Source organism: Caballeronia sp. INML1 (assembly GCF_023631085.1).
GTDB classification, from domain to species: domain Bacteria; phylum Pseudomonadota; class Gammaproteobacteria; order Burkholderiales; family Burkholderiaceae; genus Caballeronia; species Caballeronia turbans.
Map to the genome: position 1 here is coordinate 1 of NZ_JALQDT010000018.1, position 13146 is coordinate 13146.

Genomic DNA, 13146 nt, shown 5'->3' on the forward strand with positions numbered 1-13146 from the left:
TCTGCCGCACCAGCGTCTTGCGATAGGCCTCGGGCATCCAGTCCTGCGGCTCGATCTTGCCGTCGGCTTGCATCACCGCGTCAAAGCGGGCCTGTTCGGGTGCGGCGGCGCCAGGGGCCGCTTCGCTTGTGTGCGTGGGACTCGGGAGGTCGAGGGATTGGGTGTACATGCGGAGTTCCACCGTCTTTTCTAAGATACGATGGAGCCGAGTATAACTATTAACCGACCGTCCGGTTGATTAATTTTGCTTGCGGCTATTTCGACTTAAATAGCATCGCGTTAACCCGATGCGATCACACGTCTGAGCGCCCAGCGTCGGCGCGCAAAAAAGCCCAGCCGTACAGACGGACTGGGCAAAACCACCGGTTATCCGGCAGCGGAGGTCGCTTCACGCCTTGCGTAAGTCACGCCGAGAAGCGCATTTCGAGTTTTGGATGCAATCGACCAGCACGCGGCACATTACGAGCACGGATCGGCGGACATCTTGAACTGGTTCACTGCCCGAAGAAGACACCCTGCGGATCGACCCGCTTGCTGCCACGGCCCGATTGCGACGCCGCACCCGTCGATGACCCATATCCTTCAGCCTGCACTTGGGCGAGGCGCACATCGGCGACGCGCGTTTCGGCTGCCTGCAATTTCGCCGGGTAAGACGCGTCTTCCGCGATGGGCGAATAACCGGCCTTCTCCAGTTGGACGAGTTCCCCGCGGACTTCGGCGCGACTCACGGGTGCGCTCGATTGCGCGAACGACGCAAGCGGTGTGGACAAGATGGCGGCTGCGATAACTGCATTGACCCACGATTTCATTTGACTCTCCCTGATATTCCGATGAAGCCCGGCGCGCTTCGAATTCATGACATGCCGAGCGAACGACCGAAGTGTAGGGGCATAGCCGCGGATGATCATTCACAGCGTCAAGGAAGCATCTTTGCAAAATCAGTAAAGAAAGGGTCTCACGGGGGAGATCCATAATGCAGCGTAACGTCGGCAGAACGGCAGCGAGGCTCTATCGGAGCCGAATCGAAAACGATTTCGACGCCACGCAAAACGCGTCCGTCCGATTATTCCTATATCGACAAAGATCATTCAACGGAAACGAGAATGATCTTCGGAACGCGCGTCTTTACACTCCGTTCACAAGCTGCTTAAGACCAAACCGGCAGTATGATCAGATATCCGAATCGGAGGTAGTCAACATGAAGACGTTCATTTCCACCGTCGCAGTCGCCGCAGCGCTCGCCATTCCCGCCCTTTCCTTTGCGCAGCAGTCGGATGCGCCCGTCACCCGCGCTCAGGTGCGTGCCGAGCTCGTCCAACTCGAAAAAGCCGGCTACAACCCGAACATCAGCGACCCGTCGTATCCGTCGAACATCCAGGCAGCGCAAGCTCGCGTGAGCGCAACGCAACTCGCGCAAGCACCGACGCAATCGAGCGACTACGGCTCGGTCGCTAACGGCGCGTCGCAGTCGGGTCGCACGACCGGCGCCCAATCGCGTGCACTCGGCGCCTACTTCGGCCAGTAAGCGCGCAGCTTCGACAGCCAATTCGCATCGGCTTTGGCGCAACGGGGCGACATCCGCGAGATGTCGCCCCGTTGCGTTTTGCATGCGAAATGCTTTATCCATGATGGCATGTTGCATTCGACACATTCGATACGAGCGGCGTTAGCAGGCCATCCCCCGCCAGGCTCAGTTCGCCGGAATCGTAACGACCGGCGACTTCGCCGTGTCCGTGACCTCCGCGAGCGCCATCAGGTTCTGCACGACCGTGAACGCGTATTTCGAATCGAAGTCGCCGCGATCGATCCAGTAGTGGGACTTGTCATAGAGCGCGCTCACATATGCGTCCCGCGGCACCTTCTCGCCCACCTTCACGATGATGGTCGGCCGCGTCTCCCCGCCGATCAGCCCGATGCCCGGCTTGGTCGCGCCGCTGCCGACCTGCTCGTCGGGCACTGCGATCTGCGCGCCCAGATCGGTGAGGATGCCGAGCACCGAGCGCGTGACCATCGGAACGCGGTTCCGATCCGACGACTGTCCATAGACGATTTCGTAAGTCTTCATCTTCGGCGAAAGGTGCAGGAGCCTTCTCACGAGCGTGAGATCCTCGACGACTTCCTTGTTCGACCCGCTGCGCGTCGCGCCTAGCGTGATGAAGACGCCGCCCTTGTCGGGGCTGTTGCCCTTCGCGCTCTTGTCGCTCTTGCCGTTCTTGTCATCCGTGTTACGCGTTTCGATGTTGAGTTCGCCCGCCAGCTGTAGCCTGCGCAACGCCTGCAGGAGCAGGAAGAACTCGGGCGAGCCCGATGCGTTCGGCCCGCCCAGTGCGTTGCCATTCTGCAAGCCGCTGATCGACTGCGCGGTGATGCGCAACAGCAGATCGATCGGAATGCCGCTTTCGGCGAGCGGCAATACGAGCGTAGGGGAAAGCGGACGAATATAGGCGCTTGCATAGGCATCGCCGGTCGTCGGTGTGAACGTGAACGTCGGATGATTCGAGTAGGAGACGCTGCCTGTCGCCTGCGCGTAGTTCGGCTGCGCGCCCGAGCCGGCATTGAGCACGACGCCGCCCGTGGTATCGAACGTATACGCGGCGATGATGCTGCTCACGGTGAGAAACGACGGCGCGTCCGCGAAGCGCAATCCGACAATCGCGGCAAGTATTTCACGCTTTTTCGCATCGCCGAGCGCGCGGGCGTAATCGACCTGATCGGCCTTGAGGCGGCCCGGGCCGATGCCCGCGCAGCCTGCTGCGAGAAAGGAGACGGAGAGAATGGCAACCGATAAGGCTTTCCTTGTCATGGCTCTATATGAAGGAGATAAGGAGGATCGACGGCCCACGGCCGCGGAACACCCGGGCCGAAGCCGCAAAATTCATACCGTTGGGAGCCTGGCGCGCACGATCGCTTCCGGCGCGTTGCACGCCGGTTCATCGAAGGCTTTTGCGACCCGAGGTGCCTTGTCAGGCCGCAAGCGAAGTCGTCTTACGAAGCGCCGTGCCGCTGCGCTTTCGACTGAGCCTGCTTGTCCTGCGATGTCTCTTGAGCGATGTGACGGCTCGCTTCCCTGTGCTGCGCGACGAGCGCATCGAGCCGGTCCTGCGCGAAGCGCGGCCCGTCGTCGCGTGCGAAAGCGGGTGCGGCGAGCGTCGCTGCCGCAAGGACGATGACCGTGGCGAAAGGCGTTCTTTTCATGATTCACCCCGCGATTGAACGCGGCAGGCCCCGAGTGCCGCCGCGAGACTAGGATCGCACATCGGCCGCAACGCTGCGCGGCGCGTGCGTGCTTCATTGCTCCTGGCATCCCTCGTCTTTCCGCCAAAATCCAGCATGCCTTCGCATGAGCGCCGTTTGCACCGTTCGCGTGCTTGCGCACCGCGCGCGAATTACCTATTCCTTACTTGACGGCGTCTTTTGTCATACCGGCGCCGCGACGAACGGCACACACGGAGACCCGCGCGCTCATGAATCTCGCCATCTTCTTCGACGGCACGTGGAACGAGCCCAACGACCGCACCAATGCGTATCTGCTCTATAAGCTCGCGCCCGAGACCGACCAGCAGGAAACCTTCTATGTCCCCGGTGTCGGCACGCAAGGCAACGGGCTTTTCTCGCTCGCGAACAAGTTTCTCGGCGGCGCGTTCGGCGACGGTCTGAGCGACAACATCAAAAGCGGCTACGCGTGGCTATGTCAGCGCTACAAGTCCGATGCGAAGATCTACATCTTCGGCTTCAGCCGTGGCGCCTATTCCGCGCGCAGCCTCGCCGGGCTGATCCGCAAATGCGGACTCGCGAACGACTGGAGCCCGCAGTCGATCGATCAGGCGTATGGCGTTTATCGCGACAAGGACGTCGGGCCTGCCGATCAATCGGTGGTCGAGTTTCGCAAGCAGTTCACGCGGGAAGTCGATGTCGAATTCATCGGCGTATGGGATACCGTCGGTGAACTCGGCATTCCGCTCGACGGCGTGCCGGTGCCGGGCTTTTCGAGCTACTACAAGTTCCACGACACGACGCTCTCGAACAGAACCAGGGCGGCTTATCACGCGATCGCCGCGAACGAGTTTCGCTCGCTCTACAAGCCGACCTTGTGGACGCCCGGCGCCGACACGCGCGGCAGCAATCTGCCCCTCGAGCAACGCTGGTTCGCGGGCGCGCATGCGAACGTGGGCGGCGGCTACGTCACGCCGCCGCGCACGCCCGAGGATCTGCTGCCGCTCATTCCCGCCGAGTGGCTTCGCAGAAAGGCAGCGGACCACGGCCTTTCGATCGGCGGTCCGATCGCGATACCGCCGCAGGCGTTCCAGTCGCAGCCGATCGATTCGTACACCGAGTTCACCGCGCATCACCCGTTTTTGCAGGCCGTGTGCAAAAAGGAGCCACGCGTAGCGGGAACGGCGTTGAATGAAACAATCGACCCGAGCCTGCTTCAACGCTTGAGCGCGCCCGGTTTTCTCGACATGTATCCGGCGCTCGTCGCGCAGCTGAAAACGCTGCCCGTCGGAGATTAATTCAGGAATCCGCATCGCCTGACGACTTGTGTGCGCATGCCCGCACACGTCGTTAAAAAACGATGCCTAGAATTCGTCTATCAAACGTTTGCGATGCGAACGAATCGCAGATTTCGACGCAGTGCTTTCGACGGCCGCGCGTAAGTAGTTGCATGTGAAACCATCTGCCCGAGGCGCGTGGCTCGGGCCGACGTCCGCCCGCAGCCTATGCTCCGCCCGGACACGAGGAGACCGGCATGAGCACGACTACGACGACGGACTTCACCGGGCATGGCGCGCCGGCCGACATCGACGCCCAGACGAACGACGACGACTTCAGCGACGGCGAGCCCGGCCCGCGCGCGGCGGCGGACATCGCCAAGTGCGAGGCGCTGATCTCGCATGCGGCCGAAACCGGGACCATCCTCGAGAAGACCGACGTCGATGCGGTGCGCGGCGCCCGGGCCGCCTTCGATCAAGGCATCTGGAGCCGTGCGATCGGCAGCGCGTTCTACGGCGCGATGAGCCGCATCGCGGCATCGGTGCAGTATCCGGGGCGACGCATCGTCGTCGATCTCGATCACTGCCGCGACCTCGTTTCGTATGGCGCGAAGAATGGCAAACCGCTCGACGAGCACGATATCGAAGCGATGTCGAAGGCGCGCACCGCGCAGCAGGACCACACGTGGAATCCCGAAATCGAGAGCGCGTTCTACGCCGCGATGAGCCGCATCGCGCACGCGGTGACGCCCGTCGTCGCCGAAACGGCGGGCGACGAAGCGCGGCGAGGCGCACGCCGTGCGATCCGCATCTACACGCATTCGGCGATCGCGCTGACGCTGCTCGTCGTGTCGCTGTCGTGTCTGCTCTTCGTGGCAAATCAGGTGTCGACGGATATCGCGACCGTCGTCAAGGCGAACGATGCAGCCGCGCTGACGCTGCATAACCAGTTGCAGGCGCACGCGGTCGCCATTGCCGATGCCGACAAGAAAGACTCGGCCGCCGTGGTAGCGCTGCAGAACTCGCAGCCCGCCTTGCAGATCAAGGAGGAACTGCAGCGCTTCGCGACCAACAATCGCCAGCTCTTCGCGGACGTGTCACGCATCAGCGCGTTCACGACGAGTCTCGGGCTCGGCGCGATACGCAGTCCCTATAAAGCGCCCTGCGACGCCGAGGAAAACGTGCTCAATTTCCAGGGCGCGTATCGCACGTCGCATTCGCCGAAGTATTACGGCGGCAAGGCCACGAGCGGCGACTGGCAATGCAATCCCGACGTCGCGCGCAAAGTGCTGGAAATCACACTGCCGCTGCTGGCGAAGCCTAGCGCCGAGCCCGGCGACACTCACCTGCCGACCGATGTCGAAGCCGTCGCGCAAGGCTTTCAGAAAATCGCGGTGTATCAGGACATTCGCGCGATGGCGCTGTATGCGAACGACATCATTCTGTCGATCGTCGGCGCGGTGACGGGCTTCCTGTTGCCGGTGCTCTACGCGTGGCTCGGCGCGTGCGCCGCGATCCTGCGGCAGCTCTCCGCCGATTCGGCGGCCAACACGTTCCACCCGGAACATTCGAAGGTCGCCAACCGCGCACACGTGACGAGTGCGATCATCGTCGGCATCTCGATCGGGCTTTTCAGCAAACTGCTGGAAGGCGGCAAGGAAGTGTCGCCGCTCGCGATCGCGTTCGTCGCGGGCTACGCGTCGGACAAATTCTTCTTTTTCGTCGATCGGCTCGTCGCCGCGATGTTTCCGCCGCGCGGCGATCCGCCCGCGAGAACCCCGCGACCCGACGGCGGTGCGCTGCGCGCCACGGGTCTCGCGAAGAACACCGCAAGGACGGCGATGCCGGGAGGCACCCCTGTCGGGCCGCCGCCCGGCGTGTGAGCTTCAGGTCTCGTCGAGCTCGAACTCGACGCTCGGATAATCCTGCAGACGGCCCATCACCTCGGCCTCGCGCTCGCTCGTGAAAAGGCCGTCGAGATAATCGAATGACAGCTTGCCGGCGAGCGCCTTCAACGCAAGCTCGGCGCTGCGCTTCGGCTCCGTGACGAGATCGCCCGAATCCATGCAGGCGCAGAACTGTCCGTTCTTCGAATCCATCGCGCCGATGTCGATGACCTTGCCGTCGACGTTCTGCGCGAGCACGCGCTGCTCCACCGCGAAGAGCCTGAACGGGCGTTCGAGACTTGCGCGCCGCTCTGCTTTGCCTTCCTTGCTTTCATGATCGACCATGGTGCGATTCTCCGGTCCGGGCATCGATCGAAACAATGCAGCAAAGGCCGCGCCCGCGGCCTGTGCGTTGCAGCATCGACGCGCCTTTCCTGCACGCGCCGCGCCGTCCTACATTGAACCATCGGGCACGCAAACAGAGGAGCAGTCACCGTGAATGCAACCATGAGCGGCAAGATCGCGGTCATCACTGGCGCGAGCCGCGGACTCGGACGCAGCGCCGCACTCAAGCTCGCGCAGCAGGGCTGCGGCGTGATCGGCACCTACAACCGCAATGCGCAAGCCGCGCAATCGCTCGTCGATGAAATCGCGAAAGGCGGCGGCAAGGCAGCCGTGCTGGCGCTCGACGTCGCCCGGTGCGAGACCTTCGAGGCCTTCGGGGACGCGCTCTGCAAGACGCTCGAAGACACCTTCGAGCGCGAGAACTTCGATTTTCTCGTGAACAACGCGGGCATCGGCGTTCATGCGCTCTTCGCGCAAACCACGCCCGCGCAGTTCGACGAGCTCGTCAACATCCAGTTGAAGGGACCGTTCTTTCTTACGCAGACTCTCCTGCCTTATCTCCACGAGGAAGGCGCGATCCTGAACGTGTCGAGCGGGCTCACGCGTTTCGCGTTGCCGGGATTTGCGGCGTATGCCGCGATGAAAGGCGGAATCGAGGTGCTCACGCGCTATCTCGCGAAAGAGCTCGGGCCGCACGGCATTACGGTGAACACCATCGCGCCGGGGGCGATCGAAACGGACTTCGGCGGCGGCGTCGTGCGTGACGATCACGACACCAATCGGTTCATCGCGGATAACACGGCGCTCGGGCGCGCCGGTTTGCCGGACGATATCGGCGGTGCGATCGTGGCGATGCTCTCGGACGGCAATCGGTGGATGACAGCGCAGCGCGTGGAGGTGTCGGGGGGAATGTTCATCTGAGGCAACGATTGCACTGCGCGCAAAAAAAACCCGGACGCACGAGGCGTCCGGGTTTTGCATACAACATGCGTAATGCCTAATGCATCACGCCGCGAAGCGTCGCTTAGAAGCGGTGGATGATACCCACGCCTGCCGCGAACATGCTGCGCGATGCCGACGGTGCGCTCTGGAAGCCATCGCCGATCGTCGCGTTCGCTGCCGTCTGACGGTTCGCCGTCGTGCCCGAAGGCACTGCCAGCGTGTTGCCGTTCGCGCGCTGGAATGCTTCCAGTGCGTACAGGCCCGTGCGCTTGGACAGCGAGTAGTACTGGGACAGGTTGAACTGGTGGTACGACGCTGCGTCGTTGATGCCGTTCGCCTTGCTCGCCCACGTATAGCTGTAGCCCGCCGCGAAGTCCCATGCCGACGTCGCCTTCCAGTGCAGCACCGTGCCGGCCGTGTTGAACACGGCTTCGTCCGTGAACAGCGAGTTCACGCCCGGAATGTACTGAACGTTCGTGTACGTGACCGAGATGTCCCACGCGCTGTTGAACTGATAGCCGCCCGCAACCGCGAAGCGCTGCTGAGCTTGCGCGCGCTGGTAGCCCGCCGTCACCGCCGACACGCCCGGCTGGCCCGAGCCATCGGTCGCCGCGGTGCTGTTGATCGTCGTCGAGCTGCTGTTGTAGATGCCGCCGCCGTTGGCCGCGTTGTTGATGCGCGAGAACGCCACCGCACCACCGATCGGGCCTTGCTGGTACTGGATCGCCGCCGACCAGGTCGAGCCTTGGTACACGCTGTCGGGCACGCCCGCGAAGGAGTACGAGCCGCTCACCGTCACGCCGTAGAACTTCGGCGACGTGTAGACCACCGAGTTGTTCGCACGGTAGATCGTGTCCAGACCGTCCAGATCGCCCGGGTGCGCGCCGAAGTAGCCGGTCAGCCAGTTGGTCGGGCTATACGGCGAGAGCAGCGTGTAGTACGAGGTGTACTGGCGGCCCAGAGTAACGGTACCGTAGCCCGGGTTCGTCAGACCGACCCATGCCTGGCGGCCGAACATCGCGTTGGTGAACTGCTGTTGCCCGCTGTTGATGTCGAAGCCGGATTCCAACTGGAAGATGGCCTTGTTGCCGCCGCCCAGATCTTCCGCGCCCTTCAGGCCGAAGCGGCTGCCGGCCCAAATGCCCGACGCCATCTTGACGTTCGAGCGGCCCGGGTTCGTCTTGGCCAGGTTCGTCTGGCTGCTCTGGTAGACGATCGAATCGTCGACGATACCGTACAGCGTGACGCTGCTTTGCGCGAACGCCGGTGCCGCGGCGGCGAACGCCGTGGCTGCGACGACTGCGGCCTTGGTCAGTGTGAAACCCTTCATTTTCTCTCCTCAAGCGGTGGGCAATTACTTGCGTGCGAGTCGTGGAACCGGTGCCCCCGAATGGTGGCTTCGTTATGTTTCAACTCGTAACTTTTATCGTGGGCAAGTGTATGGCTTACAGACCGAATGGGAAAGAAAGACGCTCGTGGGTGTCGTTTTTTTTCACTGTCTGGTTAACCAGTATTTTCTGACGCGCAGATATTGGGCAACCGGGCATGAAACTGACGCTGAGCTGACGACACCGTGGCGAACTGAGGATGCAAACGAGGCTGATTGATGGCGCGCCGGACTGCTTTAATGCGATCGTTCGTTCCATCGGCAGACGCGGCCTTTTGGCGCGAGAGTGGCGCGATTGCTGCGCTGCAAGGATCAGCGGTGCAAGTCGAAGAATGAAAGGTCAGATGCCCGAGTGCAGCCTAAATGGCGCGCACGCGTTTTTCAGGCGGCGGGACGCGCCAGCGCATCGCAAATGTTGAAAGCTACCCGACGATGCGCAAACGCGAAGCTGAATATCGGGCGAACGCGCTGCAAGCTTGCGCCGCCCGATCGAACGGCTAATGCTCGATCTTCGAGCGCAGTTCGCGCGCCGTCTCGAGCAAACCTTCATAGCCCGAACGCGCGTGCGAAGGCAGGTCCGGATCGCCGACGAGCGTGCCGAGCGTCTCGATGATGCTGTACAGAATGCCCTTCGCCGCGCCGGCCGCCATCTTGCCCGCGGCATAGGATTCGTCGACGTGTGAAATGGCCGCATCGAAATGCTCGACCTCGGGATGCGCCTCTCCGATACCCGATGCGTCGTCGTCGCGCGGCCTGTTCGGGTCGCTGTTCATGATGATGGTCCTCCGTGTGTGGTCTCTGCTTTCTGTATAGCGCCACCGCGCGAAGCGTGCAATCGGCGCATCGCCGCACTTCTCACGACGCGGGCTGCTCGTGGATCGGCTGAATGAAGTGCACGCGGCGCGTGTCGCCCGTGCTTCTGCCCGCGCCGTGCGGCACGCCGCGCTCCGTCAGCAACGCGCGCAGTTCGATGATGACCGGAAATACCTCGTGATTGTGGTCCGCGCCCTGCCGGTCATGCGCCTCCTGCTCGCGCTCGACGATCCACCGATCCTCCTTGAAGATGCGCTCGGTAAACCAGACGAGCAGCGGCCACGCGGCATCGAGCAGGAGCGGAATCTTCGGGCGGCGGATCGACAAGAGACCGAATGTGCGGTTCGTGCGCTGCTCCGCATCGAGCGGCACGTAGGCGATCCACAGATCCATCACCATCGTGTCGTCCTTGGTGCGGATCTTGAGCGTCTGGTACGGGTATTCGGTGCGGATCGTCATTACGTCCTTTTCGCCGTCGTCGGGCTTCGTGCCGCGCTTCTGCCCGAAAACGAGCGCCTCGCCGATCGGCTGCTTGCCCGCCTCGCGCGCGAAGATGTAGTCGACTTCGATCCAGTCCTCGCCGCGCCGTCTGCCGAGCGAACGCGCGCGCATGCTGCCCATCTGCCGCCGATGCAGGAACTGATGGTTCATGTCCATCAGGTTTTCGTGCATGAAGGAATAGTGGCACTTCACCTCGCGGCCGAAGCGGCGCGTCTTGTAGGCGCGATCCGTGGCGGAGCTCAGGTCGGGAAACTTGGCGGCGTCGGCGCGCGCCGGATCGCCGGTGAACACGAAGACGAGCCCGCCCGCCTCCCGGCACGGATACGCGCGCACGCCGTTGGGCAGGCGCTCGCGTCCGAGATAGGGAATATCGGTACAGCGGCCGGTGCAGTCGTAGGTCCAGCCGTGATAGCAGCAGCGGATCGATTCGCCATCGACGACACCCGCCGACAACGGCACCTGACGATGCGCGCAGCGGTCCTCGAGCGCGAACACCTTGCCCGACGCGGTGCGCACGAGCACGATCGGATCGCCGGCGAAGCGTACGCCGTGCGCATGGCCGGTCTTCACCTCGCTCGACCACGCGAGCGGATACCAGTGATCGGGATGAATGTCGACCCGGCGCAGATCGCGCGGCGGCTTCGTCGGTGTATCGATGGAACCGGCTTCCTGCTCGCCCTGCGGCAACGCTGCGTGCATGTACGACGCCTCCGATGAAAGGAGATCGGATTGAGCGCCGCATCCACACGCGGCGCATTGAACGACCATTCGCAGTCTACACGGCGACGGTCATTTCGGCGCGTGCCGAATGGCCGGGACGGTGCCGCACTTCACGTTCGCTCAGCGAGTTGCGCCTGCAGATAATCGATGAGCGCGCGCACCTTCGGCGGCAGAAAGCGGTTGGGCGGATAAAGCAGCCACACCGGACCCTGATAGGCGCGCGCCTGCATCTCCCAATCCGCGAGCACGGCCTGCACCGCGCCCGACGCGAGCGCATCGCGGGCGGCGAATTCCGGCAGCGCCGCAATGCCGAGGCCGCCTTCGGCCGCTTCGAGCCGCGCGCCCGCGTGATTGGCGATATAGCGCCCGCGCACCGCGACCGTCACCGTTTCGCCGCTTCGTGTGAAGCGCCAGCGGTTGTCGTCGGCGGTTTCGCCCAGATGGATACAGTCGTGATGCGCAAGCTCGCGCGGCTGGCACGGCACGCCGCGCTCACGCAAATACGCCGCCGATGCGCACAGCAGCCAGCGCACCCGCCCGAGCGGCCGCGCGGCGAGCCCTTGCGGCGGCTGACTCGTCGCGCGGATGACGAGATCGACATCGCTGTCGAGCGGATCGATGTCGTGATCGGCGAAGACGAGTTGCAGATCGACGTCCGGATACGCCGCGAGAAACGCCGGCACGAGCGGATGAATTACGGATTTTGCATACGCCGTGGGCGCGGACAGCGCGACGCGCCCCTGCGGCTTGCCCGACGACTGTCCCGCCGCGTCGACCGCGCCCGATGCGGCCGCTGCCATGTCGCGGCAATGGCGATACACCTGATATCCGGACTCGGTCACGCGAATCTTGCGGGTCGAACGCTCCAGGAGGCGCGTGGCGAGCGCCTCTTCGAGCCGCTTGATCTGGCGGCTCACCGTCGATGGCGTGCTGCCCAGTTGCCGTGCGGCGACCGAGAAGTTGCCCGCATCGACGACGCGCGCGAATACGGCCATATCGGGCATAAGGTCGAAAAGATCGGCGGGGCTCATTTGTGCAGTTGCGACAAGAAAGCTGTGCGTCCGAACCGGATTATCGCTTCGACTGCATCATTCGACAATGACGGCTCCCCTCCTGGAGCCGCCATATGTCCATCGAATCGCCCGCCCGACGCCTGCTTCCGCTCTCCGATCTGCTGCTCTTCGTCGTCGCGATGGTGTGGGGCAGCAGTTACGGCATCGTCAAAACCGCGCTCGCGTTCTCTCCGGTGCTCGCGCTGCTTGCGTTGCGCTTCGGCATCACGTTCTGCCTGCTCGCCGTGAGTCTGCGTCATCTAAGGCATGCGAGCGCGGCGACGCTGCACGGCGTGCTCGTCCTCGGCCTGCTGCTGCTCTCGATTTTTTTGGCCGAAACATTCGGTGTCTTGCATACGCGCGCCGCGAACGCCGCGTTTCTCATCGGCTTGTGCGTCGTCTTGACGCCGCTCGTCGAATGGGCGCTGCTAAGACGCCGTCCCGGCGCGGCGGAGTGGCTCGCGGTCGGCGTGTCGTTCGCAGGCGCGTGGCTGCTCGCGGGCGACGGCGCGCTGTCCTTCGATTTCAATATCGGCGATGGGCTCATTCTCGCCGCCGCCGCGTTGCGTGCGCTGTCGGTCTGCGTGACCAAGCGCGTCATGCGCGCGGCGCCGCTGCCCGCGCTCACCGTGACGGCGGTGCAGGCGGGCGTCGTCGCAGCGGGCAGCGCGATGATCGCCCTGATGTTCGCGCCGTCGCAATGGCAGCCCTTGCCCGCGCTTACCGGTCACGGCATGTTCTGGGGCTCGGTGCTGTATCTCGTGTTCGCGTGCACGCTCTTCGCGTTCTTCGCGCAGAACTACGCGATCGGCCGCAGCAGCCCGACGCGCGTTTCCCTGTTGATGGGCAGCGAGCCCGCGTTCGGCGCGATTTTCGCGAGCGCATGGCTCGGCGAGCATGTGTCGATGGCGGGCTGGATCGGCGGCGGGATGATTGTCGCGGCGTCCCTGCTGGCGACCGTGCCGTGGCGCGGCGTGTTCGTGGCGCGAGCGGGCGAAGCGTGAGCGCGG

13 protein-coding genes and 1 pseudogene are annotated in these 13146 nt (G+C 63.6%); 5 read left to right on the plus strand and 9 right to left on the minus strand.

Going from position 1 to position 13146, the window contains the following annotated elements; all coding sequences use genetic code 11:
- Together NCR38_RS06975 and NCR38_RS06980 are read right to left on the minus strand one after the other, a co-directional pair.
- Window positions 1-169: pseudogene (locus tag NCR38_RS06975) on the minus strand (1,2-phenylacetyl-CoA epoxidase subunit A); the annotation flags it as partial.
- 325 nt (window positions 170-494) lie between these two features.
- A complete protein-coding gene (locus NCR38_RS06980) occupies window positions 495-809 on the minus strand; it encodes a DUF4148 domain-containing protein (RefSeq protein ID WP_061121721.1) in 315 nt (104 codons plus the stop codon).
- A 389-nt stretch (window positions 810-1198) separates the two neighbouring features.
- Between NCR38_RS06980 and NCR38_RS06985 the strand changes: the two genes are divergently transcribed.
- Entirely contained in the window at window positions 1199-1525 is a 327-nt protein-coding gene (locus NCR38_RS06985; protein WP_061121722.1) for a DUF4148 domain-containing protein, read from the plus strand.
- 165 nt (window positions 1526-1690) lie between these two features.
- Here NCR38_RS06985 and NCR38_RS06990 read toward each other — a convergent pair whose 3' ends face one another.
- Both NCR38_RS06990 and NCR38_RS06995 read right to left on the minus strand, forming a co-directional pair.
- Window positions 1691-2803, minus strand: a complete 1113-nt coding sequence (locus NCR38_RS06990) for a hypothetical protein (protein WP_061121723.1) — start codon at window positions 2801-2803, stop codon at window positions 1691-1693.
- Between the two features lie 182 nt (window positions 2804-2985).
- Window positions 2986-3195: a hypothetical protein gene (locus tag NCR38_RS06995; RefSeq protein WP_061121724.1), complete on the minus strand. Its 210-nt coding sequence runs from the start codon at window positions 3193-3195 to the stop codon at window positions 2986-2988.
- Window positions 3196-3464: 269 nt separating this feature from the next.
- On the opposite strand from NCR38_RS06995, the gene NCR38_RS07000 reads away from it, so the two are divergent.
- Together NCR38_RS07000 and NCR38_RS07005 are read left to right on the plus strand one after the other, a co-directional pair.
- Window positions 3465-4511 carry a DUF2235 domain-containing protein gene (locus tag NCR38_RS07000; RefSeq protein ID WP_061121741.1) on the plus strand — a complete coding sequence of 349 codons (1047 nt, stop codon included), beginning with the start codon at window positions 3465-3467 and terminating at the stop codon, window positions 4509-4511.
- 236 nt (window positions 4512-4747) lie between these two features.
- The gene (locus tag NCR38_RS07005) at window positions 4748-6373 is read left to right on the plus strand and encodes a hypothetical protein (RefSeq protein WP_061121725.1); all 1626 of its coding nucleotides are present in this window, start codon (window positions 4748-4750) and stop codon (window positions 6371-6373) included.
- A 3-nt stretch (window positions 6374-6376) separates the two neighbouring features.
- On the opposite strand, the gene NCR38_RS07010 is transcribed toward NCR38_RS07005, so the two are convergent.
- The gene (locus NCR38_RS07010; RefSeq protein ID WP_061121726.1) at window positions 6377-6721 is read right to left on the minus strand and encodes a hypothetical protein; all 345 of its coding nucleotides are present in this window, start codon (window positions 6719-6721) and stop codon (window positions 6377-6379) included.
- A gap of 162 nt (window positions 6722-6883) precedes the next feature.
- Between NCR38_RS07010 and NCR38_RS07015 the strand changes: the two genes are divergently transcribed.
- Window positions 6884-7642 (plus strand): SDR family NAD(P)-dependent oxidoreductase, encoded by a 759-nt coding sequence (locus NCR38_RS07015; protein ID WP_061121727.1) that lies wholly within the window; start codon window positions 6884-6886, stop codon window positions 7640-7642.
- A 103-nt stretch (window positions 7643-7745) separates the two neighbouring features.
- On the opposite strand, the gene NCR38_RS07020 is transcribed toward NCR38_RS07015, so the two are convergent.
- The 4 genes from NCR38_RS07020 to NCR38_RS07035 all read right to left on the minus strand — a co-directional run bounded on the left by NCR38_RS07020 (window position 7746) and on the right by NCR38_RS07035 (window position 12115).
- On the minus strand, window positions 7746-8993 hold the full coding sequence (locus tag NCR38_RS07020) for a porin (protein WP_061121728.1): 1248 nt from the start codon (window positions 8991-8993) through the stop codon (window positions 7746-7748).
- Window positions 8994-9547: 554 nt separating this feature from the next.
- On the minus strand, window positions 9548-9823 hold the full coding sequence (locus NCR38_RS07025) for a hypothetical protein (RefSeq protein WP_061121729.1): 276 nt from the start codon (window positions 9821-9823) through the stop codon (window positions 9548-9550).
- A gap of 82 nt (window positions 9824-9905) precedes the next feature.
- The gene (locus NCR38_RS07030; protein WP_061121730.1) at window positions 9906-11063 is read right to left on the minus strand and encodes an aromatic ring-hydroxylating dioxygenase subunit alpha; all 1158 of its coding nucleotides are present in this window, start codon (window positions 11061-11063) and stop codon (window positions 9906-9908) included.
- A gap of 131 nt (window positions 11064-11194) precedes the next feature.
- Window positions 11195-12115, minus strand: a complete 921-nt coding sequence (locus NCR38_RS07035) for a LysR family transcriptional regulator (protein ID WP_061121731.1) — start codon at window positions 12113-12115, stop codon at window positions 11195-11197.
- Window positions 12116-12210: 95 nt separating this feature from the next.
- Here NCR38_RS07035 and NCR38_RS07040 point away from each other — a divergent pair, with 95 nt between their 5' ends.
- A complete protein-coding gene (locus NCR38_RS07040) occupies window positions 12211-13140 on the plus strand; it encodes a DMT family transporter (protein ID WP_061121732.1) in 930 nt (309 codons plus the stop codon).
- The last annotated feature ends 6 nt before the right edge of the window (window positions 13141-13146 follow it).

Bases quoted from the DNA above. Each gene is read 5' to 3' on its own strand.
- NCR38_RS07030 (WP_061121730.1), bottom strand. From the start codon at position 11,063: ATGCACGCAGCGTTGCCGCAGGGCGAGCAGGAAGCCGGTTCCATCGAT.
- NCR38_RS07035 (WP_061121731.1), bottom strand. From the start codon at position 12,115: ATGAGCCCCGCCGATCTTTTCGACCTTATGCCCGATATGGCCGTATTC.
- NCR38_RS07015 (WP_061121727.1), top strand. From the start codon at position 6,884: ATGAGCGGCAAGATCGCGGTCATCACTGGCGCGAGCCGCGGACTCGGA.
- NCR38_RS06990 (WP_061121723.1), bottom strand. From the start codon at position 2,803: ATGACAAGGAAAGCCTTATCGGTTGCCATTCTCTCCGTCTCCTTTCTC.
- NCR38_RS06995 (WP_061121724.1), bottom strand. From the start codon at position 3,195: ATGAAAAGAACGCCTTTCGCCACGGTCATCGTCCTTGCGGCAGCGACG.
- NCR38_RS06985 (WP_061121722.1), top strand. From the start codon at position 1,199: ATGAAGACGTTCATTTCCACCGTCGCAGTCGCCGCAGCGCTCGCCATT.
- NCR38_RS07040 (WP_061121732.1), top strand. From the start codon at position 12,211: ATGTCCATCGAATCGCCCGCCCGACGCCTGCTTCCGCTCTCCGATCTG.
- NCR38_RS07010 (WP_061121726.1), bottom strand. From the start codon at position 6,721: ATGGTCGATCATGAAAGCAAGGAAGGCAAAGCAGAGCGGCGCGCAAGT.
- NCR38_RS07025 (WP_061121729.1), bottom strand. From the start codon at position 9,823: ATGAACAGCGACCCGAACAGGCCGCGCGACGACGACGCATCGGGTATC.
- NCR38_RS07020 (WP_061121728.1), bottom strand. From the start codon at position 8,993: ATGAAGGGTTTCACACTGACCAAGGCCGCAGTCGTCGCAGCCACGGCG.
- NCR38_RS07005 (WP_061121725.1), top strand. From the start codon at position 4,748: ATGAGCACGACTACGACGACGGACTTCACCGGGCATGGCGCGCCGGCC.
- NCR38_RS07000 (WP_061121741.1), top strand. From the start codon at position 3,465: ATGAATCTCGCCATCTTCTTCGACGGCACGTGGAACGAGCCCAACGAC.
- NCR38_RS06980 (WP_061121721.1), bottom strand. From the start codon at position 809: ATGAAATCGTGGGTCAATGCAGTTATCGCAGCCGCCATCTTGTCCACA.